This is a genomic window from Achromobacter animicus (genome assembly GCF_902859585.1).
Classification (GTDB): domain Bacteria; phylum Pseudomonadota; class Gammaproteobacteria; order Burkholderiales; family Burkholderiaceae_B; genus Achromobacter; species Achromobacter animicus.
On sequence record NZ_CADIJM010000002.1, the window covers coordinates 741,464 to 768,223 of the forward strand.

Sequence of the window (26,760 nt, forward strand, 5' to 3'; positions counted from 1 at the left end):
GTGAATCTTTTGTGGATGCGCGGCTTCATCGGCTCTGTGCGACGGCCTTTCTACGCATGGCAACGCCAAGGGCGGCGACGGACAGCGCCAGCGGAATGAAGGACACCCACAGCACGGTGTTCCAGCCGAAAGCCGACAGCAGGCCCCCGGATGAAAAGGAGCCGATTGCCATCAGGCCGAAGACGATGAAGTCGTTCAGGGACTGGACGCGTGTCTTCTCCTCGGGCCGATGGCATTCCAGCACCAGCGCGGATGCGCCCAGAAACCCGAAGTTCCACCCCACGCCGAGCAGGACCAGTGACCACCAGAAGTGCATGACGTCGATACCTCCCAGGCCCACCGCAGCCGCCACGCCAATCAACACGAGGCCCATGGTGGCGACCCGTCCTGCACCGAAGCGGGAGATCAGTCTGCCGGTGAAGAAACTTGGCGCGTACATGGCAATGACGTGCCACTGCAGTCCCAGGTTGGCGGACTCCTGGGAGTGGCCGCAGATGTGCATTGCCAGCGGTGCGGCCGTCATGAGGAAGTTCATGAGCATGTATGAGACCGCGCCGGCGATCACTGCGGCGATGAACCGCGGTTGCAGCGCAATCTCGGAAAGCGGGCGTCCGCCCGCGACCTCAGCGGCAGTGGGGGCGGGCAATCTGACGCCGAGAAGAATGAACGCGGAAATCGCTGCAACCGCCGCTTGCGCCAGAAACGTGGCGGCAAACATGTGCGGCGGCCACAGATTCATCGTCCAGGTGACGAGTTGTGGCCCGACGACCCCGGCGGCGACGCCACCCGCCATGACCAGGGATAGCGCGCGCGCCCGTCGCTTGGGCTCCACGCCGTCCGCGGCGGCGAAGCGGAAGGACAGGACCACTGCCGCATAGACACCGCCGAAGAACGTGGCCAGGCTGAACAGCCAGAAACTTCCGATCATGACCGCCAGCATCGCCAGCAGGCCGGTGAGCACCCCAGCGCCGGTGCCCAGCAGAAATGCCGCACGCCGCCCGTGGCGCCTGGCGACGGCGCCCATCGGCAGCGTGCATGTCGCCATGCCGACGACAAAAATGGAAATCGGCAGGGTCGCGAGCATGGGCGTCGGGGCAAGCATGTTGCCAACGATGGAGCCGGTTGCATAAACGACCACCGAATTCGCGCCCGCCAGGGCCTGGGCGGTGGTCAGTCGCCAGATATTGCCTTGTTGAACGCCCTCGGGCAGAACGGCGGGGCGATCGTGCCCTGGGGAGGCGCTACGTTGTGTCATTGCGGTGAAAGGCGTGGGACGGGATAGGTGAGCTGGCATTACAACGCAAAGTTACGTAGGCGATCTATCGACAGATTGCCAAGTTATATAGAATCGGCGACATATGAATGCGCTCATGCAGTGGAAAGCCATTACGGCCCCCGCGGACGTCCGGCCGCCGGCGCCTATGACCATGCGGGTGCAGTCCATTGGCGCGCGGGATTACTTCGCCGCGCATACGCATGAATGGCACCAGGTCGTATATGCCGTCTCTGGCGTCCTCATGGTCACGGCAGACGACCGTTCTTTCGCCATCTCCCCAAACCAGGCCGCCTGGATTCCGTCTGGGACAGTTCATAGCGTCGGTTCTTTTCTCGGCGCCGAGTACCGCAGCCTGTGGCTTGCCGACCATCCCGGGGGCACGCTTTCCGAGGGCGGGGTGGCGGTCTTTGGCGTGTCTGCGTTGTTGAAAGCGTTGATCGTTGAGGCGGCGGCAATTCAAGGGCGCTCGGACGAAGACGAATACTTCGGTCGGGTGTATCGGTTGGTGCTTGACCAACTGTGCCGTGCCATCCCGATTTCATTGGTGCTGGCGTGGCCGACGAGCGGCCCGCTATTGACCATTTGCGAAGCCTTGTACAACCGGCCGGCCGATCAAAGGAGCCCGGACGATTGGGGCAGGGAGTTGGGGATGTCCGGGCGGACGCTGGCCAGAAAATTCCTTGCGGAAACCGGGTTGACGCTGCGCGACTGGCGGCGCCGGCTGAAGTTGTTCAGAGCCATCGAGCTATTGGAAAGTGGTCTCGACGTAACGGGGACTGCTTTGGAACTCGGCTATGGTTCCACGTCGTCGTTCATCTTTGCGTTCCGCACGGAGATGAAGTGCAGCCCGATGGCGTACATGCGAGCGCGGGCGCCATACCGTGAAGTTGCGCCCACATCCGCTCAGAAGGTGGAAGTCAGTGAGCAGCGCGACAACGAGGCGCCTCGCTCGTAGCCGGGGAATTAGGGTTATTCCGGGATTCTTTATGCTTAAACTTTTGTGAAGAATGGGCGGCGGATGCAGGGCCGCCGCTGCGATGAGGCATGAGGGCGGCTCACCGTGGTGCGGCACGAGACGCACCGTGCTCGACATTGCGGGGTGACGCCCCATCTGGAGAATCGCATGCTGCTGCGTAGACGTTGTCTGGCCGTGATGATGCTGGCGCTGACTGGCTGGACGACGGGTAGCCATGCGCAGACGCCGTCTCAGGCCTGGCCCACCAAACCCGTGCGCCTGGTCGTGGGACTGGCGCCGGGCGGGCTGGTCGATGTGCTGGCGCGCACCGTGCAGCCGCACTTGGCCGAGGCCTTCAAGCAGACCGTCATCGTGGAGAACCGTGGCGGTGCGGGCGGCAACGTGGCGGGCGCCGAGGTGGCGCGCAACGGAAAGGACAACCATACCTTCCTGCTCAATCCCTCGACGACCGAGTCGGTCAACCCGCTGATGTTCGCCAACATGCCGTTCGATCCGCAGCAGGATTTGCGGCCGGTTGGCTTGCTGGCCAACAGCCAATTGTTCCTGTTTGTCCGGTCCTCGCTCGGCGTCAATACGCTCGAGGAGTTCGTGGAATACGCGCGCAAGCGGCCCGATCCGCTCAATTACGGTTCGGCCGGCAACGGCACGACGCCGCATCTGGCCGGCGAACTGCTCAAGCAGGCGACGGGCATGCAAGCTACCCATGCGCCGTATCGCGGCGTGGCGCCGGCGATACAAGACCTGGCAGCGGGCCAGATCGACTTCGCGTTTGGCCCTGCGACGGTCTTTCCCATGGTGCAAGCGGGCAAGCTGAAAGTGCTGGCGGTGGCAAGCCGGCAGCGCGCTGCCGTGGCGCCCGACATTCGAACGTTCTCCGAGGTCGGCATCGACGGTGTGTTCGCGGACAGCCTGTTCGGCGTGTATGCCGCCTCGGGCACCCGAGATGATGTGGTCGAGCGCATGAACGCCGAACTCAACAAAGTGCTTGCGCGGCCGGACATCCAGAAGCGCTTTCTGGATGCGGGCGCCGAAGCAATACCGCTGAGCGCGGCCGATTATGCCGCGCGCGTGCAGGAAGAGAAGAAGCTGTTCGCGCCGTTGATGAAATCGTTGGGGTTGAAGGAACAGTAGATCGCACTGGCCCAACCGATCCGTGAGTCACAGCGTTGCGCGGATTTTCGCCAAGCGGGTTGCGGCCATCGCCGACATACCGGGTCAGTAGGCGGCACGGTAGATGTCGAGCGCCTGGGCCTTATCGATAGGCACCGGATTATTCATCAGCAGGCGCTGTTGCGCCATCGCGGCACTCGCCAGCGTGGGCAGGTCGGATTCCACGATGCCGACGGCGCGAAGACCCCGCGGCAGCTCGGCCTGGCGGATGAGGTCTTCCAGAAAGGAGATAAAGGTGGTCGCGCCGCGCGCGGCATCCGCGGCCGGCGGCAGGCCCACCGCTGTACCCAGTTCGGCGTATAGGGGCGCTGCGGCCAGCGCATTGAAACGCAGCACGGCGGGAAGGACCAACGCGTTCGACAGGCCGTGTGGCACATGGAATATGCCGCCGACCGGGTAGGCGAGCGCGTGCACGCCTCCGACGGGGGCGTTGGCGAATGCCTGGCCGGCCAGCATGGCGCCCAGCAGCATGTTGGAGCGCGCCTGCAGGTTGGCACCGTCGCGGCAAACCGTAATTAGGTTGGCAGTGAGCAGCTGCAACGCCAGGATGGCGAGGTGATCGGACAGCGGATTTTTCAGGCGTTTGCTGGTGTAGGCTTCGATGGCATGCACCATGGCGTCGACGCCTGTGGCGGCCGTGGCCGCCGGCGGCAAGCCGACCGTCAGTTCGGCGTCCAGAAAAGCCGCGTCGGCATAGAGCTGCGGCGCGACCACGCCGCTCTTGGTGGTGGCGCCGGTGGTCACGATCGAGATGGGCGTGACCTCCGAGCCCGTGCCGGCCGTGGTCGGCACCTGAATCAGCGGCAATCGCTGGCCTTGCACCTGGTTGACGCCATACATGGCATGCAGCGGCTGATCGCTATTGCACAACAAGGCCACCAGCTTGGCCACGTCCATGGACGAACCGCCGCCAAAACCGATGACCACATCCGCGTCGAACGCGCGGGCGCGTTCGGCTGCTGCTTGGACCACGGCTTCGGGCGGGTCGGCGACCACGTCGTCGATAACCAACGTCTGCCAGCCGCTGGCCGCCAGACTGGTCAGCGCCGGTTGCAGCGCGCCGCTGCGATTGAGAAAGTTGTCGGAGACCAACACCGCACGTGCGCCCGCATGGCGCTCGCGCAGCAGGGCGCCCAGGCGGCGAGCCAGGCCGGGTTCGACGAGAATGTGGGGGACGGTCTGGAAGGAGAAGGCGGACATGGGATCAGGAGAACTCGTTGATGATGGTTTGCGCTACGTCTTCCAGCGATGATCGCGTCGCCATGGCGCGGCTCTGGATACGACGGTGCGCTTCGTTTTCGGTAATGCCTTCACGCGCGATCAATAGCGTCTTGGCCGTGGCAACCTTGCTGACGGCGGCATAACGCCCTTCGAGTTTGCGCATATGGGCCATTGTGGCGGCCTGCTGGCGCCAGGCGGTGCGCGCCAGCAGTAGCTGGGTCAACAGGCCAAAGGGGCGGATCGGCCGTTCGATGACACCGGTGCAGCCGCTATGCAGAACCAGTTGCAGCGTGGCCGGATTCTCGTATTCGACGATGCCGACCAGCGGCGGGCTCAGCGCGTTCAGGCCGTCGGCCAGCTTCTGAATGGCTTCGCGATAGTCTTCTTCGATGGGTAGAACGACTACGTCGGCATCGGAGCAGAGCGTATCGGGCAGCGGCCATTGCTGGGTCGGCACACAGCCGATGCGCTTCAGATGCGACATCAACAGGCGAGATTCGGCGTCCTGCGGGTGCAGGACCAGCACGCGCAGGCCGTTGAGTTCGCGGAGCGCCGTGGTGCTGCGACCCGGCCGGTTCAGGTAGGCAGTCACGGCAGGGTCAGGGCCTGGGGATCCAGCGCATGGTCCACGAGGTACGGCACCGGCCGCACCGCGGCACGCGCGGCGTAGATAATCTGGAACTGCCGTTGGGCATCAATGCGGGCGATGCGCGGCCAGAGCGAAGTGTGTTGCGTGTCGCCGTCGATGGTGACGAGACCTTGGGGCGCCTGGAATTGGGCACCGTCCAGAGCCCTTACCAGATCGGGCACGGCAAGACCGCCCGCGCGGCGCGCGGCGTCGGCGACGAGATGGACCTGGGAATAGGCGGCTTCGGCGCCCGCCGTGATCGGGCTGTCTTCGCCGAAGCGCGCATGGTAGGCCTGGGCGAACCGGCGGCTGGGCGCGGTGTCCAGCGAAGCGAAGTACGGCGCGGCCGTGATGTGGCCTTCGGCCTGTTCGGCAGTGAGCGCCGCCACGTCGGTCTCGTTGGTGGCGAGGCTGACGATGGGCATGCGCGCCGGATCCAACTCCAGCTCGCGGTAGGCCCGATACAGCTTGACGATGTCCCGTCCGACCATGGTCGAGTAGATCGCGTCCGGACGCAACGCCACGGCGCGCTTGAGGACTTCGGCAAGGTGTTCCTGCGGTGCGTTCAGCGGCAGGTAGACCTCGTCGACCACTTCGCCGCCCGCCTGCTCGTATAGCTCGCGCATGATGCGATTCGACTCGCGCGGGTAGACGTACTGGCCGCCGATGAACAGGACCCGATTGCCAAAGTGACGGATCACGTAGCTGGCCAGCTGCACTGAGTTCTGATTGGGAACGGAGCCGCCATAGAAGCAATAGGGCGAATACTCGAATCCCTCGTAGAGCGTGGCGTAGAACAGCAGGGCGCGGCGGCTTTCCACGACCGGCAGCACGGCCTTGCGGGTGCTGGACATATGGGTGCCGAAGATCAGCGGCACGCGTTCGCGATCGCAGAGCCGTTCGGCGGCCTCGCGATAGTCGGCCGGCTGGGCGCCCACGCGGGCGCTGACTGGGACGAGCGGCGCGCCATCAATGCCGCCGGCGGCATTGACCTCGTCGATAGCCAGCAGCGTGGCGTTTTCCTGGGTGATCTCGGTCGCCGCTGTCAGGCTCTCGTGCGAGAACAGCAGGCCGACGCGATGGCCGGTGGTGGTCGTCACAGCGACGTCCAGTCGAGCGAGCGCTCGAAAGCATGGGCCGCACGATACAGCGTCGCTTCGTCGAAATGACGGCCCACCAGCATCATGCCGACCGCCAAGCCGTCTCGCAGGGCGCAGGGCACGGAAATGGCCGGATGGCCGGTGACGTCAAAGGGCGCGGTGTTGGCGTTCATTTCAAGGGCGCGGGTCACAAAGAGGTCCGGCGCCGCGCCGGCATCGATGAGGCGCGGTGCGCGCATGGGCACCGTCGGCATCAACAGCATGTCGACACGATCCAGAGCCTGATCATAGGCCTGGCGCAGGCGGCGCGCGAGGTTTTGCGCCTTGCCATAGTACTGGCCACCGTAGCGTGCGTAGAAGTATTCGCCGGCCAGGAGGCAGGTCTTGACGTCATGCGGGAAGTCGTCGGCATGATCTTGCCAGTGGCGTTGCGCCTGCATCAGGCCGGTGACATACAGGCCTTTCCAGTTGCTACCGTAGTTGAAACCCTTCATTTGTTGGGTCGTGCCTTCGACCGCGATGGGGGTCCAGATGGCATGGCCCTTGCGGTGTAGCGGCACCGACAGCTCGATCACTTCAGCCCCAAGCGCGGCCAGCTTGGCGGCGGCTTGGCGCACTGCATCGTCAACCACGGTTTCGCTGTTGTGCCACCCAAAGCCTTCGGGCACCACGCCGACGCGCAAGCCCTTGAGGGCGAGCCCCAACGCCTCGCAATACGACCCGCGCTCGGCCGGCAGGTTCTGCTGGCGCGGATCCAGCCCGTCGCTGCCGGCGATGGCGTCGAGCAGCAGGGCATTGTCGGCCACCGTTGCCGTCATGATGCCGGCGTGATCCAGCGTCATTTCGATCGGCATGATGCCGGTATAGGGAATGAGGCCATGTGTGGGCTTCATCCCATAGATGCCGGAGTAGGCGGCTGGAATACGCACCGAACCGCCCTGGTCCGTGCCGATGGCCATGTCGGCTTCGCCGGCGCCGACCAGCGCCGCCGCGCCGGACGACGATCCGCCCGCCGAATGCTCGGGCATGCGCGGGTTGCGCACCGGGCCGGTTGCATTGGTATGGCTGCTGCCCGATACGCAGAAATATTCGCAATGGGCTTTGCCGACGATGCGGCCGCCAGCGTCCAGAATGCGGGTGGCAACCGTGGCGTCCTGGTCGGGCACATAACCGCGCAAGGTAGCCGCGCCATTCATCATGGGCACGCCGGCCAGGCAGACATTGTCTTTGAGCACCACCCGCTTGCCGGCCAGCGGACCGCCGGGGCGGCCGTCGATCTCGGTACGCACATACCAGGCATTGAGCGGATTGTCCTCGGGCTGGACGCCCGGTGTGCGCGGATAGCGCACCACCGGCGGCTGATCGATCAGGGCATCCACCTGGTCGTACTCGGCGAAGGTGGCCTCCAGGATGCGTTCGTAGGCACGCAACGTGGCATCGTCCAGATTCAGGCCAATGCGACGCGCGGCCTGGTCCAGTGCTTCCAGAGTGGGACGGGGAAGGGACATCTCGGATTCCGGTTCAGGATTGCAGACCGCCGTAACGCCGGGCGATCTCTTGGGGAGTAGTGGTGGCGGTGGGAATGTCGGCGATCAGCTCGCCCTTTTCCAGCACCAGGATGCGGTCGGAAAGCGCGCACAGGAAATCGATGTCCTGTTCGACCAGCAGGATGGCGATGCCATGCGAGGCGCGCAGGGTCTGCAACGCCTCGACGATTTCGTCGCAGATCGAAGGCTGGATGCCTTCGGTGGGTTCGTCCAGCAGCATCAGCCTGGGTTCGCCGCACAGGCAGCGGGCCAGCGCCAGCAATTGCTGTTCGCCGCCCGACAGGCTGCCACCGGGACGATCAAGCAGACGTTGCAGACGCGGAAACACCTTCAGCACCGTGGCGATCATGGCTTCGGCGCCGCGCAGGTTTTTCACGCAACCCATGCGCAAATTTTCGGCGACGCTCAGTGCCGGGAAGATCTGCCTCCCCTGCGGCACGAACCCGAGGCCCTGGCGGGCGCGGGCATGCGGAGCAAGCGTGCCGATCTTTCGGTCGGCCAGCGTCAGGTCGCCGCCGGTAAGGGGCAGCTCGCCCATCAACGTGCGCAACAACGTTGTCTTGCCCATGCCGTTGCGGCCCAGAATGCCGGTGAATTCGCCGGCGGCCATGCCGAAGCTCACGCCATGCAACACCGGGATGCGGCCGTAGCCGGCTTTCAGGTCATGCGCCTGGAGCATGTTTTTCTCCTTGCTTGCCCAGATAGGCGGCACGCACTTCGGCATGCGCCATGATGTCGTCGAAGCTGCCTTCGGCCAGCACTTCGCCTTGGTTGAAGACGGTGATGCGGCCCGCGATCAGGCGGATGAAGGCCATGTCGTGCTCGACCACGACCACGGTGCTGTGGCGGTTGATGGCGGCTATCAGGTCGGCGGTCTTGCGTGTCTCTTGGTGCGTCATGCCGGCTGCCGGTTCATCCAGCAGCACCAGCTCGGGCCGCGACGCCAGGATCATGCCCAGTTCCACCCATTGGCGTTGGCCGTGAGCGAGCGCATTGACTGGCGTGCGGGCCAGCGCATCCAGGCCGATTTCGGCCAGCACTTGCGCCGCAATGGCGTCCGGCTCGCCGTCGGCGCGCCGCGCCGCGGCCAGCCGCAGGTTCTCGCGCACGTCCAGCCCTTCGAAGACGCTGGGCACCTGAGTCTTGATGCCGATGCCCAGGCGCGCCACCTCGTGCGTGGCCAGACCGCGCAGGGGTTGGCCCTTGAAGCGGATGTCGCCGCGGCTCGGCTGCAACTGGCCGGATAGCATCTTGAAGAAGGTGCTTTTGCCGGCGCCGTTCGGGCCGATCAGGCAGCGCACTTCGCCGCGCTCCAGTCGGAAATCGACATTTCGCACAGCGTGCACGCCGCCAAAACTCACACCCAGGGCCTGGGTTTCCAACAGCGGTGTGCTCATGCTTGCTCCTTGGCCGGGCGCACTGCGCGGCGGCAAGCGTCGAGCACCGTCGGGGCCAGGCCGCGCGGGATCAACAGAACGAAGAAAATCAGGATGAGGCCAAGAACCAGGCCGGTGTCCACGGTGTGCTGCGCACCCAGTTCCGTGACCATGGCTTGCAGCGCCACGCAGGCGATGATGGGGCCGATCAGCGTGCCGCGGCCCCCGACGATCACCCAAATGATGATTTGCGCCGACTGCGACAGACCGAACACGCCGGGGCTGACGAAGGCGCCCCAGTTGGCGTACAGCATGCCGGCCAGGCCGGCCAGCGCGCCGCCCAGCGTGAACGCGGCCAACTTGTACAGGCTGGCGTTGTAGCCCAGCAGCAGGGCGCGCTGTTCGTTTTCACGTACCGCGGCAACCACGCGACCAAAGCGCGAGGCCATGATTGCGCGCAGGCCAAAGTATGCCCCGATGAGGGTAAGGGCGGCCAGTGTGAACGTGCCTTCGGGCGAAAGGGGCTCTGTCGCGCCCGGGAGCGTCAGCGGCGGGATCGACGGAATGCCATTGAATCCGCCCAGCAGCGCTTCGCCGATGCGATAGCTGTCGCCTGAGGTCGAATTCATCAGGTTGAACAGGATCAAGGTCACGGCCAGCGTGATGACGCCAAGATAAACGTCGCTGATCTTGCCGTAGAACATGAAGTAGCCGAGCAGGGCGGCAAAAGCCGCCGGCACGGCGACGGCCAAGGCCATCGCGACCAGGTCCGGTCCGAAGTTGAAGGCGCCGATCGCCCAGGCATAAGCGCCCAGACCAAAGAAGGCGGCCTGCCCGAAACACAGGATGCCGCCGTGACCCCAGACAAAGGCCAGGCTCAGCGCAAGCAAGGCCATGACGAGGTAGACCGTCATGGACAAGAGGCTGAACATGTCGACGACGGTGGGCAACATGATCGCGGCCGCGACGGCCACCACGCCCAGCGCCAGAGAAATCACAGGTACACGCATCAGATCGCTCGCTTGAAAAATCGCCCGGTAATGCCTTGCGGCAAAAGACGGATCAGCACGATGGCGGCCAGCAGCAAGGCCACCTGGCCGTAAACCGGCGTGGCAAGAAATGTCACTCCTTGGCTGATGGCGCCGAAGAAGCCCGACGCGCTGACCGTGCCGGCGATGACGGCGCCCCCGCCGCTGATGACCGTGATGAAGGCCTTGGCGATGTAGGCCGCGCCGATGGTCGGGATGACGCCCGTGAGCGGGGCGAGCACGGCGCCGGCCAGACCGGACAAGGCGGCGCCCAGACCGAAGGTCATCTTGTAGACGCCATTGGGGTTCATGCCCAGCGCGTTGGCCATCGCGGCGTTCTGCATGCAGGCCCGGGCCCGCAGGCCGAAATCGGTAAAACGCAGCAGGCACCACAACGCGAGCATCACGCCGGCGGCCAGCGCGATCAGAAACAAGGTATACCCGCTGGCTTGGCGCGCGCCGATGGCAATGCCGCCCAGAGGCGACGAAATGCCGACGGTGGTGTTTCCGAAGACCATGGTGGCCAGCCCGATGACGGCAAGGGACAAGCCCCAGGTCGCGAGCATGGTGTCGATCATGCGGCCATACAGATGACGCACCAGCAGGTGTTCCACAAGCACGCCGAAGATGCCAACGATCAACGGCGCGAGCACCAGCATGGAGATCCAGATCGGCACGCCCCATTGATTGGTGGCAAGGATGGCGACATAGCCGCCCAACATCATGAATTCGCCGTGGGCGAGATTGATGATCTTCATCATCCCGAACACCACCGCCAACCCGACGCTCAACAGCGCCAGGATGGCGATCGCACCCAGGATATCGATGGCATAAATGGCAACGAGATCCATGGAACGCTCAGAACTTGATGGCGTATTGACGGTTGTCCGCCGGGTTCTTGATCAGGTCGCAGACCGCGGCGGTGTCGCCGGGCTTCTGCTGCGGGAAGCTCTCGATCAGATTGAGCTTGCGGTCACGGACTTCCGCGATGTGCACGTCCAGCGTGCAGTGGTGCGTGGCGGGGTCCAGCGACACGCGGCCGCTCGGCGCATCGATGGCGATGCCCGATTCCAGCGCTTCGATGACCTTGATGCGGTCGATCGAGCCGGCCTTGCGCACGCCTTCGGCCCACAGCATGAAGCCCTGATAAGCACCCATGGCCAGTTCGGTGATGTAGGGATAGTCGGCGCCGTAACGGGCATGGAAGCGCTTGACGAAGTCGGCGTTGGCGGCGCCAGGCAGCTCCTGCAGGTAGTTCTGGCAAACGAGGAAGCCGTTGCATTCTTCGGGCGACAGCACGATGTGTTCATTGCCACCGGCAAAGGTGGTCGAGGCGAGCGGGATTTTTCCTGTCATGCCGGTGGCCTTCCATTGGCGATAGAAGGACATGTGCGCGCCGCCCACCAGACCCGACCAGACGAAGTCCGGCGAGGCAGCCTGGATCTTGGAAATGGCAGCGCCGAAATCGGTCACGTCCAGCGGGAAGAATTCCGTGGCGACGGTCTGGCCGCCGACATCGGCTGCGTACTTGCGCACCCAGTTGGACACGATCTGGCCGTAGTTGTAGTCGGCCGCCACGATGTACACCTTCTTGCCCCATTGCTTGACGGCGTACGGTGCGAGCTTCTGCACTGTCTGCGCTGGCGTCACGCCGGCCGCGAAGTAATTGCGGTCGCAGACGCCGCCTTCATACTGATTGTTGTAGAAGTACAGCGTGCGATAGCGGTTGAGCACCGGCCGCACGACCTCACGCGAAGCCGAGGTAATACCGGCGTGGACCACGGCGGCCTTGTCGCGCAGCGCGGCCTGCTGCGCGAATTGCGCATAAAGTTGCATATTCGATTGCGCGTCGTAGGCGATGAAGTTGATCTGCTTGTCCAGCAGACCGCCCTTGGCGTTGATTTCCTCGGCCGCGAACCGCAGCGCGTCCATCACCGGCTTGCCGTAGATGTCCAGGCCTCCCGACAGATCGTAAATGGCGGCGACATTGATTTTCTCCTCGCCAGCCGCAAAGGCGCGCGAGCCGGTGAGTCCCATCAGGGTGGCGGAGGCGGCGGTGGCAGCGGTGGACGAGAGGAACTGACGGCGGTTCATGCTCATGTTGATGGCCCCTTGAGCGCTTGCGGCGCGTGCGGTCTGGCGCCCCGCGCGAAGTGCAGGGACGTGCAGAGGCCGACGCCGAAAGTCGCGTAGACGTGTGTAGGTGTGTGGGTATGCCGAGAACCCGGCAGGATGTCGACGCCGTTGTCGACGAGAAATACTGAGCGGCCTTGCTGGCAGTTGCGCCTTTGGAACTAACCGGACCGACCTTCAATGCTTGAAGGCAGGGCAAATTCTAGGGGAAGGGCAAGGGCCAGGCTAGCCCCGGGATTTCCCTAGGGCTGGCGCCGAGAACGCCCCGGGCCGCGTCACCACCCTCGACATTGGCGATACCGGCCCGCAATGTCGCTGTCCTTAAAAGTCCCGCACCTCATCCACCGCACGATCCAGCGCATCGCGATCCAGCACGGCCGCGTCTTCACCCGCGTCCTCGATGAGCTTGGCCTGGACGGCGTCCAGGATGCCCATCAGCGCCACGTAGATCTGATCGCGTTCCACCGTTTCGATGAAGCCGGTGCGCCGGTCGAGCGCGTTGAAGCCTTCGGTATATGTCCGAACGATCTCGGACAGGGTCGCCATCAGCGCTTGCGCATCCGCGGCGTGGGTCGCAGCGGCCTTCAGGGCGTCGGCGCGGATCTTGCGGTACAACGCGGCGGCTTTCTTGGCCTGGGCGGCCGTGATGTGCTCGCTGCCGTCCCATTCGCGAAACGGATTGTCCAGGTTCGCGGCCAGCCATTCGGGCTTGCGGGGCTTGCTGACTTCCAGATCCAGACCCGCCGCTGCGGCTTTCTTGTAGTCCTTCTTGGCCTGCGCCAGGATCTCAGCGGGCATGCTCGTGAGCCAGAGCGATTGCAGCTTGGGCCAGGCGTCCGGCCCGGGCAGGCGGCTCTCGGGAGGCGGGAACACGTCGTTGATCAGGATCATCGCCAGCTCGCGCAGGGCCGCCAGATGCTCGATGCCGGTGGCCACGCCTGGGGCGCCCCACACATACAGCGAGTGCAGGTGCGGAAAGATACGCGCGACCTCGGCACAGTCCAGCGTCTTCATGCCGCGCAGCGAGATCGCGCCAAGGCGCGTCAATCCGGCGCCGGACCAGATGGCGTTTTCGCGTTCCAGCCGCAACCACATGCCGTCGTCTTCGGTGTGCACGACCAGGTCGGGATGCACCTCACCGCGCAGCGACAGCGTGTTCAGCCCGTCATTCAAATAGAGTTCGCGCACGCCGGTCACGTCAATCGCGACCCGCCCGAACGAGGTGCCGCGCAGGTCGACGACCGGCTCGCCGAAACTGGCGTATTCCAGTTCGCTGAGAATCGGCTTCGTGCGGGCCCATTCGATCAGCCCGGGCACGGGCGCATCCACGTGCAGCTTGATCAGCAAGGGCATGTCGTCGAACGTCGCGAGCGACGGCGCGGCGAGCAGCGCCGCGCTGTCCAGGCCGCGCATGGCGCGCGTGATCGTGCGGCCCGGTTGCTCCAGCACTACGGCGTTATCGGGCGTATCCGCGTGGGCGGCCGCTTTGAATCGCGCACGGACGCCGGCGTCGATCGCGTTCCAGCGGCGCTGGTTGTAGAGCATGTCGCCACTGGACCAGCCGCCGGAATACGAGCGTGACTCCTCGGTCACGAGCGGATCGCGCCAGCCCACGTGCTTGGCATGCGCGGGCACCGGCCCGCTGATCCACGTATGGTCCACGCGGTCGCGCCAGAAGTAGAAGTCGAAGTGCGCCGGCCGCATCGCGGCGATGTCGGCGTCGCCGGGCAACGCGCTGCCCACCCAGTCCAGGCTCAGCACCGCGATCTCGGCGTCCGCGCCGTCACCCTTCACGTGCGTGATCTGCGAGGCGGTGTAGGCCTGCAGGCGGCGGTTGAACGTGACGTAGATATCGCCGGGCGTGTAAGACATGCGGGGGGCTTCCGATAGGCATTCAAAGAATGCGCAGTATACGGTTGCGATCTGTCCCCGTGGATCGCGCACCTTGGCCCCTGTCGCGCAGGTGCCGCCATCGCAGGCTCGGGGGAACACCTGCCTTTCGCCGCAGGTTAAAAGCATATGTCTGAATCGTATTTGGACTCCTGAGGCCGGGGTGTCCATACTGAGCGGTTTTGGCCGCCGCCGTCGGCCAGCCTTCCTTCATTGCATCGGACGCATCATGAGCACCCTGTCACCCGAAGTACAAGCCGCCCAGGCCTTGGGCCGTGAAGCCGGTGTCGGCACCCCCAACGTGCTGACCACCCCGCTGGATCAAGTGCGCCGGCAGGCGCGCGGCTATCAGATCTGGTTGGCTGGGGAAGTGCCCGAGGTCGGGCGGGTGGTGGAGCATCGGCTGGATCATCTGCCGGTGCCGGCGACGTTGCGGCTTTACTATCCCGCCGGCGCGGAGGGCAAGGCGCTGCCGCTGTATCTGCATCTGCACGGCGGCGGGTTCGCGCACGGGGATCTGGAAACATTGGATCGCTGGAAACGCGAGATTGCCAATGAGGCCGGCATCGTGACGGGCGGGTTGGAGTATGCGCTGGCGCCCGAAGCACGATACCCGGTGGCGGTGGAGCAGGTGTTGGGGGCGGTGCGCTGGCTGCATGGCAATGCGGCATCGCTGGGCCTGGATGCCGGACGCTTGAGTCTGGGCGGAGAGTCCGCTGGCGGCAATCTGACGCTGGCGGCGGCGCAACGGCTGCGGGATGCGGGCGAGCCGCTGCTGCGCGCGATTGCGCTGATCTACGGCATGCTGTCGGCGCGCCGTGATACGCCTGCGCAGCAGGAACTGGGCGATGGCCGCTTTGGGTTGTCGACCGACAAGCTGGATTGGTTCTGGCGCCAGTATGTGGCCGATGAAGCGCAATTGCAGGACCCTGGCGTTGCGCCGCTATTGGGCAGCGTGCAGGGTCTGCCCCCTGCTATTCTGCAAGCCGCCGAACTCGATCCCTTGCTGGACGACACCAAGGACCTGGCGCAGGCGTTGCGCGAGGCGGGCGCGCAGCCGTGGCAGAAAATCTACCCCGGCGTGCCGCACAGCTTCATCAGCATGACCCGCATCCTGCCTCAAGCGCAGGAGGCCCGTTCGGATCTGGTGCGGCAGTTGCGTCTGCTGCTGGCCTGAGCGCCTTGGTTGACCGATCCTGATGCCAAGACCACGGCGTCGCGGCATCAGGCCGGAGAGGGCGGCGTTTGAATCGGGGCGAGGTCCCGCTTAACTCCGAACGGGCTTGTTTCCGTGAGACACGCTGGGCGTATCGCGAAACAGCGACATGTGCGTGTGGGTCGCCACCCACGGATCGCCAACGTTTTCACGCGCGAACGACACGGTGGCGCGGCCCAGGCGGTCGAAGGTCTTGCCGTCCGGGTGATAGCCGATCGAATCCCACACTGCCGCACCGACGGCAAACAGGCGGTCCGGCGACACAAAGGTCTGCACGTCGTCCAGACGCCACAGGAACTTGTCGATGCTGAACCACACGTTGCGCCACTGGTTTTTCTCGGCATGATCGCGGCCATGCACGAAGTTGGTGTACGTGCCGAACGCGACAAAGTCTTCCGCGAACAAATGGCGCGCCGCTGCGTAATCCACGGCTTGGACATGGTCGGACAGTTCCTTGAACCAGGCGCGCACCGCGTCGGCGTCAGCCGGATCGACAGGGGTCAGAGCTTTAACAGACATGGTTTCTCCATGAAAAATTACGAGGAAATCGGGGCGGCGCCGGGAAACCAGCAAGCCACTTTGTGTTCGCCCGCCATGGTCATCAGCGGCGGCGCTTCCTGCCGGCAACGTTCAACCGCCAGGGGACAACGCGGGTGATACCGGCAGCCTGATGGCGGGGACATCGGGCTGGGCGGTTCACCTAGCGCCACCGGAAACGTCCGACGGCCATCGCGATGGCGTTCCGGTTCGGGTACGGCAGCCAGCAAACCGCGCGTATAGGGATGTAGCGGCCGGTCATAGACATCGTCTCGCCGACCGGTCTCGACGATCTGGCCGGCATACATGATGGCGATGCGATGCGAGATATGCCGCACCACGGCCAGGTCGTGCGCGATCAACAGGAAGGATAGTCCCAGCTCCTGCTGCAAGTCCTGGAACAGATTGATGATCTGCGCCCGCACCGACACGTCCAGCGCCGACACGGGTTCATCGGCCACGATCAGCTCGGGCTGGATCGCCAGCGCGCGGGCAATGCCGACGCGCTGACGTTGACCGCCGGAGAACGCATGGGGATAGCGCTTGGCCGTATCGGCCGGCAGACCGACCTGCGTGATCAACTGGGCTACGCGCGCTTCGAGCGCACGCCGTCCGGCTGACCAGCCATGCACGATCAAGGGTTCGGCGATCGCATCAAACACGGTGTGACGAGGATTCAGGCTGGTGGTCGGGTCCTGGAACACGAGCTGCATGTGCCGCCGCAGCTCGCGCAATTGCGCGGCGCCAGCGGTGCTGATGTCTTTCCCCTGAAACCGGATGGACCCCGACGTCAACGGCGTGCGGCGCAGGACCGCGCGGCCCAAGGTGGTCTTGCCCGAACCGGATTCGCCTACCAGGCCCAAGGTTTCACCGCGCGCCAGTTCCAGCGACACCCCATCGACCGCGCGCGCGGTCATGGGCCGGCTGAACCAGCCCGCCGAGCGCACCGGGTAATGCACTCGCAAATCCTCTACCTGCAACAGGGGCGCCGTCATGCCAGCTCCTTCCAGACCGGTGCAAACGGCCGCACACAGGCAGCCAGACGTCCTGGCGACAGCGTTTGCAAAGGCGGCCGCGCGGCGCAGGCCGCATCGGCGCCCGGGCAACGGGGCGCGAAGTCGCAATAGCTGCGGCGCACGCGCGGATCGGGCGGCACGCCGTCGATCGCCGTCATGCGGGGCTGGTTATCCGACAGCCGCGGCGTCGCGCGCAGCAGACCCGCCGTATAGGGATGGGCGGGCTGCTCGAACAAGGCATCGGCATCGCCCACCTCCACCAGACGGCCGGCATACATTACGGCTACGCGGTCGGCTACTTGCGCCACCACGCCCAGATCGTGCGTCACCAGCAGCACCGCCAGTTTCAGGCGGGCTTTCAGCTCGGCCAACAGCTCCAGGATCTGCGCCTGGATCGTGACATCCAACGCGGTGGTCGGCTCGTCGGCAATCAGGATCTGCGGATCGCAGGCCAGCGCCATGGCGATCAGGATGCGTTGCCGCTGGCCGCCAGAAAACTCGTGGGGCAGGCGCCCCAGGCGCTCGGCCGGTTTGGGGATGCCGACCTGCTCCAGCAGACCGATGATGCGCGCACGACGCGCTGCGGCATTCAGCGCAGTGTGGCGCTCCAGCACTTCATCGATCTGTGTGCCGATGGTCAGGAGCGGATTCAGCGCGCTCATGGGATCTTGAAACACCATGGCGATGCGCCGGCCGCGGATGTCTTCCAGTGCGCGCTCCGGCAGGGTCAGGAGATCCTGGCCGTCAAACACCACGCTGCCGCCGGCCACCCGGCCGGGCAGGGTGGTCAGGCCCATCAACGCCAAGGCGCAGGCGCTCTTGCCGGACCCGCTTTCGCCGACCAAAGCCAGCGTTTCGCCGGCATGCAGTTCAAAGGACACGCGATCGACCGCATTCACACTGCCCTGGCGGGTCAGAAATTCAACGCTCAGGTCACGCACGCTCAACAGAGGCTGCGTTGTCATCGCCCCTCCTTGGCCAGCAGTTTGCGGGCAAAGTCTTTTTCGCGTTCCCGCGGGTCCAGCGCCAGGCGCAGGCGGCTGGCCGCCAGGTTGACGCCCAACACGGTCAGCGCGATGGATAGACCCGGAAAGGTCGCCAGCCACCACGCGCTGGTCAGATAGTTGCGGCCGTTGGCCACGTCCAGGCCCCAGGATACGCCCGGCGGTTGCACGCCAACACCCAGAAACGACAGGGCCGCCTCGGCCAGCACGACACGCGCGAACTCCAGCACCATCAAGGTGATCAGCGGCGCGGCCAGATTGGGCAGGACATGGCGCAGCAGGATGCGCGCCGGCCGCGCGCCAGCCATTTCGGCGCTTTCGATATAGGGCAGCTGGCGCACCGACAGGACCACGCTGCGGATCTGGCGCGCGTAGACCATCCAGCCGTTCAGGGCCAGGGCCAGAATCACCGTTCCCGGGCCGGGACCCAGAATCACGAGGATCACCAAAGACAGCAGCAAGCCGGGGAAGGCCACGTGGATATCGACCCAGCGCATCAGCACGGCGTCCACCCGCCCGCCGGCAAAACCGGCAATCAGCCCCACCAGCACGCCCACGCCGGCCGAGATCGCCACCACGGCGGCGCCGATGAATATCGACAGCCGCGCGCCGTGCAGCACCCGGCTCAGCACATCGCGGCCCAGATTGTCCGTGCCCAGCAGATTCGCCAGGCTGCCGCGTTCTTCCCAGGCCGGCGGACGCAGGCGTGCCGACAGCTTGATCGTGGCGGGGTCATAAGGCGCCAGCCACGGCAGGATGATGGCAACGGCCGCCAGTGCCAGCAACAGCACCACGGCCAGAATCCAGCCGCGCTGGCGATCCGACAAGGCACGCCAGCCACGTGCCGCCGGTGCGGACACCGGCACTTCCCACACAGGCGCGCTCATACCGCGATTCTCCGGTCCAGCACCCGGTACACGATGTCCAGGCAGAAATTCAGAATCACGATCAGGAAGGCGATGAAGAAGACCACGGCCTGCAGCAGCACCAGATCCTGGCGCTCGATGGCCTGCACCGCCGTCTGGCCCAGCCCTGGCCAGGCGAACACGGTTTCGACCACGACGGTATGGCCGGCCAGCATGGCGGCAAATTCCCAGCCCAGCAGCGCGACCGTCGGCACGGCGGCATTGCGCAAGGCATGCACCAGCACGACGCGCCGCGAGCGCAATCCCTTGGCGCGCGCCGTGCGCACGTATTGCGAATTGAGTTCATCGATCAGCGCCGAGCGCAACATCATGGCGATGCGGCCCAAGGCCGGCAGCGCCAGCGTCACGATCGGCAGCACGGCGCTGGCCGCGGTGTCCGAACCGGATGAGGGCAGCCAGTTCAAGGTCACGGCAAACAGCAGGATCAGCAGCAAGCCCAGCCAGAACTGCGGCAGGGACAGACCGCTCAGGCTCAGGAATACCGAAATGCGGTCCGCCCATTGCCCGGGCTTCAGGGCGGCGGCAATGGCCAGCGGCACGCCCAGCAGCACGGCGACGGTCAGCGCGCCCAGGCACAAGGTGAGGGTGCCCGACAGGCGTTCCAGCACGATGTCCACGGCCGGCCGGTGTTGCCAAAGCGAGTCGCCGAACTGAAAGCTGGCGATGTCGCGCAGATAGTGCAGGTACTGCAGCCAGATCGGCCCATCCATGCCCAACGCGCGCGCCAGCACGGCGCGGTCTTCGGCCGAGGCATCGACCGGCAGCATCGCCTGCACCGGGTCGCCGATAAGCCGCGTGACGACGAACACGATCGTCGTCACGCCCAACACGACCAGCAAGCCTTGCAGAAAGCGGCCCAGCAAAAAGCGCGGCAAGCCGCGCCCGCCCTGATCAGTCGGTGACACGGAAGTCCTTGAGCGGAATCAGGCCATCGACGCGCGGCGAGAAATCCACGCGCTTGGACAAGCCGAAAATCTCGCCGCCATCGAGCAGGAAGACGAGATAGGCCTGATCGCGGCCGATCTGCAGGGCCTTGGAATACAAGGCCTGACGCTTGGCGGGATCGGCTTCCTGGCGCGCGTCTTCGATCAGCTTTTTCAGCTCGGCGTTGTCGTTGGCGGCTGCGACGCCGCCTTCGGCGTAATAGGCGCTGAGCGTGCGATCCGCGTCCAGCAGCTGGTTCGAATGGCTGCTGCTGATCTGCGCTTCGGTCGGCACGCGGTTCTTGTTCAGCGCGTCCAGGTATTCGGCCCAGGCCAGCACCCGGAAGTTGACCTTCAGGCCCGCGGCCTCCCAGTAGGCGGCAATGGTTTCCGCCAGTTCCTTGTCTTTCAGCCAACGGCCCGAGGGGGCGTAGAGGTCGATGCTTTTGCCATGGGCGCCGGCGGCCTTCAGCAGCTCGGTCGCGCGCTTGGGATCGTACGGATAGGGCTTGATGGAGGCGTCATAGCCAAACCAGCCCGGCGCCAGCAGTTGGCCGTGCGACACAGACGCGTAGCCGCCATAGAGGTCGTTGGCCAGCGCTTCCTTGTCCACCGCGTAGTTCAAGGCCTGGCGCACGCGCACGTCGGCCGTCAGGCCTTTCAGAGCGTTGAGCGACACAAAGGGCAGGTCGGTGCCCTTGAGCGTTACGGCCTTTGCCACGCGCTTGGTGTCTTCCGGCAGCAGATTGGTGATGAAGTCGAAGTCGCCGGCGCGCAGGCCAGACAGGCGCGTGCCGGGTTCGGCGACGAAGCGATAGGTGGCGCGGTCGACATTGCCGACGGCCTTGGGGTTCCAGTAATTCGGGTTCTTGGTGAGGACGATGCGATTGCCCTTGGACCATTCCGTCAGCACATAGGGGCCGCTGCCCACCGGCTTCTGGCTCAGGCTGCCATCGGCAGCCGCGGCCGGCGACACGATGGTCAGCCAGGACAGACGCGCGGGCAGCGCCGGATCGGCGCCGTTGGTGTGCACCTTGACGGTCACGGCGTCCACGGCCTCGGCCTGCTTGATGCCAAGAAAGAACGGACGCTGGCGCGATGCGGTCTTGGGGTCGACGATGCGGTTGATGCTGGCGGCCACGGCAGCGGCATCCAGGGGCTTGCCGTCGCTGAACTTGAGGTCCGGACGCAGCGTGACCTCCCAGGCCGTCGCGTCGATCTGACGCGGCAGGGCCGTCGCCAATTGCGGCACCAGCTCGCCCGCGGGCGTGCGGGTCAGCAGGGTTTCGAAGATGTTGCGCGACACGGCGCGCTCGGAGCCATCCTGCGCCGTCTGCGGATCCAGCGTCGAGGGCTCGGTGCCCAGCGCCAACGTGATATCAGCCGCCTGGGCGGCGCTCAGCACCGACGCAGACAGCAGCAAACCCAATAACTGGTTAAGGCGCATGGCGCACTCCGGATCCATCGTAAATAAGGAAAACGAAGTTTGCCGTCAGAAAATCAAACGTGCCGTTCTAAGGATATGTCGCGGAATTACTTGACTGTCGCGGGGCGGGTTGCGGTACTACGCCGCCCCGGACAGCAACACGGGCAGTTCCCAGGCCCGATGCTGCACCGGCTCGCCCAGATACTTTTCCACCTGCACCAGGGCGGTCTGGGCGCTGGGGCCCTGCGTCAGCCGCGAGGTTCCGATGTCCGCGGTCAGTGCGTTCGGATTGCCATGCCGGTCCATAGGGCCGTCGGGATCCGACCAGGCACCGGTCGCCATGATCACCACGCCGCGCGACAGCCCGTCGTCCAGCACCGCACCCGCCAGACAGGCGCCACGGTCGTTGAACACCCGCAGCACATCGCCTTCGCTGATGCCGCGCTCGGCCGCATCCAGCGGGTTGATCGCAATGGGCTCATGGCCGGACACCTTGCCGGCGCGCGACAGGCTGGCGGGATCCAGTTGGCTGTGCAGCCGCGTGCGCGGTTGATTGGTCAGCAGATGCAGCGGCCATTGCTCGGCGGCCGGCGCGCCCAGCCATTCGGTCGGCGGCAGCCAGGCCGGATACCCGGGGCAATCGTCATAGCCATAACCGGCCACCGCTTCGGAATACAGCTCGATCCGCCCGGACTTTGTGTACAGCGGGTTGGCGGCTGGGTCCTGCCGAAAGCGCTCAAACAGCACGTAGGGCGTTTCGGGCGGCGGCACTTCGGCATGCCCGCGCGCCCAGAAGGTGTCAAAGTCAGGCAGTTCCACGCCCCGCGCCTGGCATCCCGCCCGCATGCCGTCATAGACATGCCGGCACCAGCCGGGCACATCGCGCCCCGCGGTGAATGCCTCGCCAAAGCCGGCGCGGCGCGCGAGTTCCGCGAAGATGTCGAAATCGTTTCGTGCCTCGCCTTGCGGCTCCACGGCGCGATGCATGGCGAACACGTAAGGATCGCGCGACGACCCGCCCACATCTTCGCGCTCGAGCGCCGTCGTGGCGGGCAGCACGATATCGGCGCGCCGTGCCAACGGTGTCCAGAGGGACTCGTGCACGATCACCGTCTCGGGATTGTTCCAGGCCTGCCGTAAGCGATTCTGGTCCTGATGGTGATGGAAGGGATTGCCGCCGGCCCAGAAGATCAGCTTCACGTCCGGGTACACATGGCGCCCACCGTTGAATTCGTATTCCGTGCCCGGCGCCAGCAGCATGTCCGCGATGCGCGCGACAGGAATCGCCAAACCCGACGGGTTCTTGGGCACGGGAATCTCCGGCCCCGGCACCTGGCGGCGCGGCTGGCCGACGCCGTTCAACGAGGCATGGCCAAAGGCAAAGCCGCCGCCGGGCAGGCCGATCTGGCCGAGCATGGCCGCCAGTCCGATCAATGCCCAATACGGCTGCTCGCCATGCTGCGCACGCTGCAAGGCCCACGCAGCCGTCAACAGGCTGCGCTGCTCTGCGGCCTCGCGTGCCAGCGCCGCAATGCGCGCCGCGGGAATGCCGGTGATGGCCGCGGCCCACGCCGCGTCCTTGGGCTGGCCATCAGTATCGCCGCGCAAGTACGCGGCCCAGCGCTCGAACCCGGTGCAATGGCTGGCTAGAAATGCCGCGTCGTGAAGGTCCTGGGTCAGCAGGGTATGCGCCATGCCTAGCATCAACGCCGTGTCGGTGTTGGGCCGTATCGGCAGCCACTCGGCCGCCATTTCGGCGGGAATGTCGGCCCGGGTGGGGCTGACCACCACCAGCTTGATGCCGCGCCGCTGGGCCTCGCCCAACCATCCCGGCAGGTTGTGCAGACCTGCGCCGCCTGACGTCACCTGGCTGTTCTTGACCGGAATGCCGCCAAACGCGATCAGCACCCGGGTGTGTTCCAGCACGCTGTCCCAATCGGTCACATCGCCGCTGACGGGAGAGGTGGTGCCGATGACATACGGCAGCAGAAACTGCGCAGCGCCCCAGCTGTAATTACCGATCTGATCGACGCAGCCGCCGCCCAGGAACAGGAACCGCCGGATCAGGCTGCGCGCATGATGGACCCGCCCGGCCGAGGACCAGCCATACGAGCCGCCAAATATTCCGGCAGCGCCATGCTTGGCGCGCACGCGCGTCAGCTCGCCCGACACGAGATCCAGCGCGCGGTCCCAGGAAATTTCGATGTAGTCGTCGCCCTCGCGGTCGCGGCGGCCTTCAAGCCAGCCGCGCCGCACCGCGGGACGGCGCACGCGCAGTGGCGAATGCACTATCTCTGGTATGGAATCCAGCATGGGCGAGGGCGCCGGATCCGGCTCAAAAGGCTCGCAGCCGACCAGGCGGCCGGCTTCGGTGATTGCCGTGAAGGCGCCCCAATGCGCGAGCGAGGGGTGACGCGTACGTGCCATGCGGAAAACTCAGAGTGCGGTTCGATCCTGGATCAGCCTGACCCGGAATCCGGCGCCATGGCTGATGGCTTGATCGTCGAAATCATACTGCGGCGGGTGCAGGCCCGATGCATCACCTTCGCGGGCATCGCCCGGCAGTGACTTAGAATGGCCGGTCAGGACCGGCCATTTCCGTGCCGATCAGCAGACCGTTCAACAACCGTATGGCAACGACATTCCAGCTGGATACGCTCAAGATTCAAATGAACGAGGCGGCGCTCCAGCGGTTGGATCTGCATCAGCGCATCCAGCGGGCGCTGCGCGCGCTGATCCTGGACGGCGCGCTGGGACCGCGGGTCAAGCTGCCCGCGACGCGCAGCTTGGCCAAGTCGCTGGGCGTGTCGCGCGACACCGTCGAAAACGCCTACGTGCAATTGCATCGCGATGGCTACATCGTGCGTCGCGAGGGCTCGGGCAGCTATGTGTCCGAGACGGTGGGAATCGAACTGCGGGGCGCGACGCGCAAGCGGGCAAGGCTGGAGCGCAAGCCCGGCGCGGCGCAGCCGGGTGCGGGTCTGAGCCGGCGCGGGCGGGCGATCCTGGATAGCGGCGGCGTGTCAGACCAGCAGGTCATCAAGGCGTTCGCCACCGGCCTGCCCGAGACGCGCACGTTTCCCACTGGCGTCTGGGAACGCCTGCAGCGCCAAGTCATGAAGGACAGCCGCAACCACGTGCTGCTGCATGGCGAACCGCAAGGCGCTGAACCGCTGCGCCGCGCCATCGCTGCCTATCTGAATCTGGAGCGTGGCGCCAAGGTCGTGCCCGAGCAGGTCCTGGTGCTCAGCAGCACCCGGCAAGCGCTCTTCCTGTGCGCGCACCTGCTGGCCGACGCCGACAAGCCCATCCTGATGGAGAACCCCGGTTACTTCGGCGCCCGCAAGTCGTTCGAGGCCGCCGAAACGCGGGTCGTGCCGATAGACGTCGACGCGCAGGGCATACGCATGGACCTCCTGCGCGCGGACCGCAGCGGCGCCAATTGCGTGTATGTGACGCCGTCGCACCAGTATCCGACGGGCGTGACGTTGTCGCTGGAACGCAGGCTGGAGCTGATCGGTTGGGCCGCGGACCATGGCAAGTGGATCATCGAGGACGACTACGACAGCGAATTCCATTACGACGGTTTGCCGACTGCTTGCGTGCAGGGTCTGGACCGGCATCAGCGCACCTTGTACCTGGGTACATTCAGCAAGACGCTGTTTCCCGGCCTGAGGATGGGATACATGGCGCTGCCGCCGGAACTGGTCGACGCCTTTTCACGGGCGCGCAGCATCATGGACGGACACACGCCGCAGATACTGCAATTGACACTGGCCCGCTTCATGGAAGACGGTCATTACCATTCGCACGTGCGGGCGATGCGCAAGCTGTACGCGGGGCGCCGCGAGGTTCTGCTGGCGTCGCTGGTCAAGCGGCTGGGCCACGTCGTGCAGGCCGTGCGTCCCCCCGGCGGCCTGCAGATCCCGTGCCTGCTCGAGCCGGGCTGGTCCGAGGAAAGGACCCTGCTTCTGGCGGAGCGCGCCGGCCTGCGCCTGCCCGGCCTCAGCCGGCTGTATGCCGGCCCGTACAAGCAGCCGGGCTGGCTGTTGGGCTATGCGTCGTTGACGGCCTACGAGATCGAGGACGCCGTGCTGCGTCTGGAGAACGCGCTGTCAAGGGCTTGACCGGCCTTGATTGGGCAGCATGGAGTGCCGTCCCTGAGGGCCGCCGTGCATCAGCAGATGCGCGGTCAAGCCGGCCACCAGGCCCCAGAATGCGCCGCCCACGCCTAGCATCGTGACGTTCGCGGCGGTGGCCAGAAAGGTGATGAGCGCCGTCTCACGCGTGCGCGCGTCGGCCATGGCGTTGGCCAGGCTGCCGCCAATCGCGCCAAGCAAGGCAAGGCCGGCCAGCGTGGTGATGAATGCCTTGGGCAGCACCATGAACAGTGTCGCCAACGTAACGCCGAAGGTGCCGACCAGAATGTAGAACGCACCGCAGGCCAGACCCGCGATGTAACGCTTGGCGGGATCTTCATGGGCGTCCTTGCCGGTGCAGATGGCGGCGGTGATCGCCGCGACATTGAATGCGTGCGCGCCGAAAGGCGCCATGACGAGCGAGCCCAGTCCCGTCACGGTCAGGATCGGATTCGCGCTGGTCCGGTAGCCATCGTTGCGCAGCACCAGCATGCCGGGCATGTATTGACCCGTGAGCGTGATGATGAAAAGGGGCAGCGCAACGCCCAGCGCGGCCTGCAGCGAGAAGCCGGGCGTTTCGAACACGGGCGCCGCCAGGCGCAGATGGACCGCCGAGAAGTCGATCCGGCCCTGCGCGATGAGCAATGCGAGGCCGATGGCCAGGATGCCGATCACGGCGAAGCGCGAGGAGAAGCGCTTGAGCAGCGCGTAGGACACCACCAGCACGATCACCAGCAGGGGGTCGGCGCTGGCGCCGCCAAAGGCATTGACGCCAAACTGCAGCAGGATGCCCGCCAGCAGTCCGGCGGCAATGCCAGCCGGGATCCTGCGCACAAGCTTTTCGAATGCACCCGACAGTCCCAGCACGATGAAACCCAGCGCCGACAACATGTACGCGCCGATGACTTCCTGATAAGGCGTGAAAGGCATGACCGTGGCAAGGAACGCGGCGCCGGGCGTGGACCACGCCGTAATGATGGGCGCCTTGTAGCGCCAGCTGAGCAGCACGCCGGTCACGCCCACCCCGATGGATACCGCCCATACCCAGGAGGTGGTCTGCGCCGGCGTCAAGCGGGCCAGCTCTGCCGCCTGAAACACCAGGACAAAGGTGCCGCCATAGTTCACCAACACCGATATCAGGGCCGCGACGGTCGGGGATAGGAAGTCGGCGAGTCGGATACCCGCCCGAGGTGCTGTCATGAATCACTCCGCATTCAAGGGGCGCCCG

Annotated in this window: 23 protein-coding genes; 4 read left to right on the forward strand and 19 right to left on the reverse strand. The window is 65.5% G+C overall.

The window, feature by feature from the left end:
• Positions 1-25: 25 nt before the first annotated feature.
• The gene (locus tag HV681_RS08220) at positions 26-1,255 is read right to left on the reverse strand and encodes an MFS transporter (protein WP_175122597.1); all 1,230 of its coding nucleotides are present in this window, start codon (positions 1,253-1,255) and stop codon (positions 26-28) included.
• A 115-nt stretch (positions 1,256-1,370) separates the two neighbouring features.
• On the opposite strand from HV681_RS08220, the gene HV681_RS08225 reads away from it, so the two are divergent.
• Both HV681_RS08225 and HV681_RS08230 read left to right on the forward strand, forming a co-directional pair.
• Positions 1,371-2,231, forward strand: a complete 861-nt coding sequence (locus HV681_RS08225) for an AraC family transcriptional regulator (RefSeq protein ID WP_175122598.1) — start codon at positions 1,371-1,373, stop codon at positions 2,229-2,231.
• Between the two features lie 168 nt (positions 2,232-2,399).
• A complete protein-coding gene (locus tag HV681_RS08230) occupies positions 2,400-3,383 on the forward strand; it encodes a Bug family tripartite tricarboxylate transporter substrate binding protein (RefSeq protein ID WP_175122599.1) in 984 nt (327 codons plus the stop codon).
• An 84-nt stretch (positions 3,384-3,467) separates the two neighbouring features.
• Here HV681_RS08230 and HV681_RS08235 read toward each other — a convergent pair whose 3' ends face one another.
• From HV681_RS08235 to HV681_RS08280, 10 genes are all read right to left on the reverse strand, one after another.
• The gene (locus tag HV681_RS08235; RefSeq protein ID WP_175122600.1) at positions 3,468-4,622 is read right to left on the reverse strand and encodes an iron-containing alcohol dehydrogenase; all 1,155 of its coding nucleotides are present in this window, start codon (positions 4,620-4,622) and stop codon (positions 3,468-3,470) included.
• 4 nt (positions 4,623-4,626) lie between these two features.
• Positions 4,627-5,235, reverse strand: coding sequence for an ANTAR domain-containing response regulator (locus tag HV681_RS08240; RefSeq protein WP_175122601.1), 609 nt, complete (start codon positions 5,233-5,235; stop codon positions 4,627-4,629).
• Positions 5,232-6,371 (reverse strand): transporter substrate-binding domain-containing protein, encoded by a 1,140-nt coding sequence (locus HV681_RS08245; RefSeq protein WP_175122602.1) that lies wholly within the window; start codon positions 6,369-6,371, stop codon positions 5,232-5,234. The genes HV681_RS08240 and HV681_RS08245 overlap by 4 nt, the downstream gene beginning before the upstream one ends.
• Complete coding sequence (locus tag HV681_RS08250) at positions 6,368-7,879, reverse strand: amidase (protein ID WP_175122603.1); 1,512 nt, start codon at positions 7,877-7,879, stop codon at positions 6,368-6,370. The genes HV681_RS08245 and HV681_RS08250 overlap by 4 nt, the downstream gene beginning before the upstream one ends.
• Before the next feature lie 13 nt (positions 7,880-7,892).
• The gene (locus tag HV681_RS08255) at positions 7,893-8,597 is read right to left on the reverse strand and encodes an ABC transporter ATP-binding protein (protein WP_175122604.1); all 705 of its coding nucleotides are present in this window, start codon (positions 8,595-8,597) and stop codon (positions 7,893-7,895) included.
• Entirely contained in the window at positions 8,581-9,315 is a 735-nt protein-coding gene (locus tag HV681_RS08260; RefSeq protein WP_175122605.1) for an ATP-binding cassette domain-containing protein, read from the reverse strand. The genes HV681_RS08255 and HV681_RS08260 overlap by 17 nt, the downstream gene beginning before the upstream one ends.
• Positions 9,312-10,304, reverse strand: coding sequence for an ABC transporter permease subunit (locus HV681_RS08265; RefSeq protein WP_175122606.1), 993 nt, complete (start codon positions 10,302-10,304; stop codon positions 9,312-9,314). Before HV681_RS08265 ends, HV681_RS08260 begins: the two co-directional genes overlap by 4 nt.
• Complete coding sequence (locus HV681_RS08270; RefSeq protein ID WP_175122607.1) at positions 10,304-11,173, reverse strand: ABC transporter permease subunit; 870 nt, start codon at positions 11,171-11,173, stop codon at positions 10,304-10,306. The genes HV681_RS08265 and HV681_RS08270 overlap by 1 nt, the downstream gene beginning before the upstream one ends.
• A 7-nt stretch (positions 11,174-11,180) precedes the next feature.
• The gene (locus tag HV681_RS08275) at positions 11,181-12,422 is read right to left on the reverse strand and encodes an urea ABC transporter substrate-binding protein (protein WP_175122608.1); all 1,242 of its coding nucleotides are present in this window, start codon (positions 12,420-12,422) and stop codon (positions 11,181-11,183) included.
• A 354-nt stretch (positions 12,423-12,776) separates the two neighbouring features.
• The gene (locus tag HV681_RS08280) at positions 12,777-14,327 is read right to left on the reverse strand and encodes a gliding motility protein (protein WP_175122609.1); all 1,551 of its coding nucleotides are present in this window, start codon (positions 14,325-14,327) and stop codon (positions 12,777-12,779) included.
• 247 nt (positions 14,328-14,574) lie between these two features.
• Between HV681_RS08280 and HV681_RS08285 the strand changes: the two genes are divergently transcribed.
• Positions 14,575-15,522: an alpha/beta hydrolase gene (locus HV681_RS08285; RefSeq protein WP_175122610.1), complete on the forward strand. Its 948-nt coding sequence runs from the start codon at positions 14,575-14,577 to the stop codon at positions 15,520-15,522.
• A gap of 90 nt (positions 15,523-15,612) precedes the next feature.
• Here the strand turns inward: HV681_RS08285 and HV681_RS08290 are convergent, their stop codons facing one another.
• The 7 genes from HV681_RS08290 to HV681_RS08320 all read right to left on the reverse strand — a co-directional run bounded on the left by HV681_RS08290 (position 15,613) and on the right by HV681_RS08320 (position 23,820).
• Positions 15,613-16,080 carry a YybH family protein gene (locus HV681_RS08290; RefSeq protein WP_175122611.1) on the reverse strand — a complete coding sequence of 156 codons (468 nt, stop codon included), beginning with the start codon at positions 16,078-16,080 and terminating at the stop codon, positions 15,613-15,615.
• A 17-nt stretch (positions 16,081-16,097) separates the two neighbouring features.
• Positions 16,098-17,093, reverse strand: a complete 996-nt coding sequence (locus HV681_RS08295; RefSeq protein WP_175122612.1) for an ABC transporter ATP-binding protein — start codon at positions 17,091-17,093, stop codon at positions 16,098-16,100.
• Complete coding sequence (locus HV681_RS08300; protein ID WP_175122613.1) at positions 17,090-18,079, reverse strand: ABC transporter ATP-binding protein; 990 nt, start codon at positions 18,077-18,079, stop codon at positions 17,090-17,092. The genes HV681_RS08295 and HV681_RS08300 overlap by 4 nt, the downstream gene beginning before the upstream one ends.
• The gene (locus tag HV681_RS08305) at positions 18,076-19,005 is read right to left on the reverse strand and encodes an ABC transporter permease (protein ID WP_175122614.1); all 930 of its coding nucleotides are present in this window, start codon (positions 19,003-19,005) and stop codon (positions 18,076-18,078) included. Before HV681_RS08305 ends, HV681_RS08300 begins: the two co-directional genes overlap by 4 nt.
• Positions 19,002-19,949, reverse strand: coding sequence for an ABC transporter permease (locus tag HV681_RS08310; protein WP_254594919.1), 948 nt, complete (start codon positions 19,947-19,949; stop codon positions 19,002-19,004). The genes HV681_RS08305 and HV681_RS08310 overlap by 4 nt, the downstream gene beginning before the upstream one ends.
• On the reverse strand, positions 19,936-21,414 hold the full coding sequence (locus HV681_RS08315; RefSeq protein WP_175122615.1) for an ABC transporter substrate-binding protein: 1,479 nt from the start codon (positions 21,412-21,414) through the stop codon (positions 19,936-19,938). Before HV681_RS08315 ends, HV681_RS08310 begins: the two co-directional genes overlap by 14 nt.
• A gap of 117 nt (positions 21,415-21,531) precedes the next feature.
• The gene (locus HV681_RS08320) at positions 21,532-23,820 is read right to left on the reverse strand and encodes a molybdopterin-dependent oxidoreductase (RefSeq protein WP_175122616.1); all 2,289 of its coding nucleotides are present in this window, start codon (positions 23,818-23,820) and stop codon (positions 21,532-21,534) included.
• A gap of 203 nt (positions 23,821-24,023) precedes the next feature.
• Between HV681_RS08320 and pdxR the strand changes: the two genes are divergently transcribed.
• Positions 24,024-25,520, forward strand: coding sequence for a MocR-like pyridoxine biosynthesis transcription factor PdxR (gene pdxR / locus HV681_RS08325; RefSeq protein WP_175122812.1), 1,497 nt, complete (start codon positions 24,024-24,026; stop codon positions 25,518-25,520).
• On the opposite strand, the gene HV681_RS08330 is transcribed toward pdxR, so the two are convergent.
• The gene (locus HV681_RS08330; protein WP_175122617.1) at positions 25,509-26,732 is read right to left on the reverse strand and encodes a benzoate/H(+) symporter BenE family transporter; all 1,224 of its coding nucleotides are present in this window, start codon (positions 26,730-26,732) and stop codon (positions 25,509-25,511) included. The two genes, pdxR and HV681_RS08330, sit on opposite strands and share 12 nt — an antisense overlap.
• Positions 26,733-26,760 lie beyond the last annotated feature (28 nt).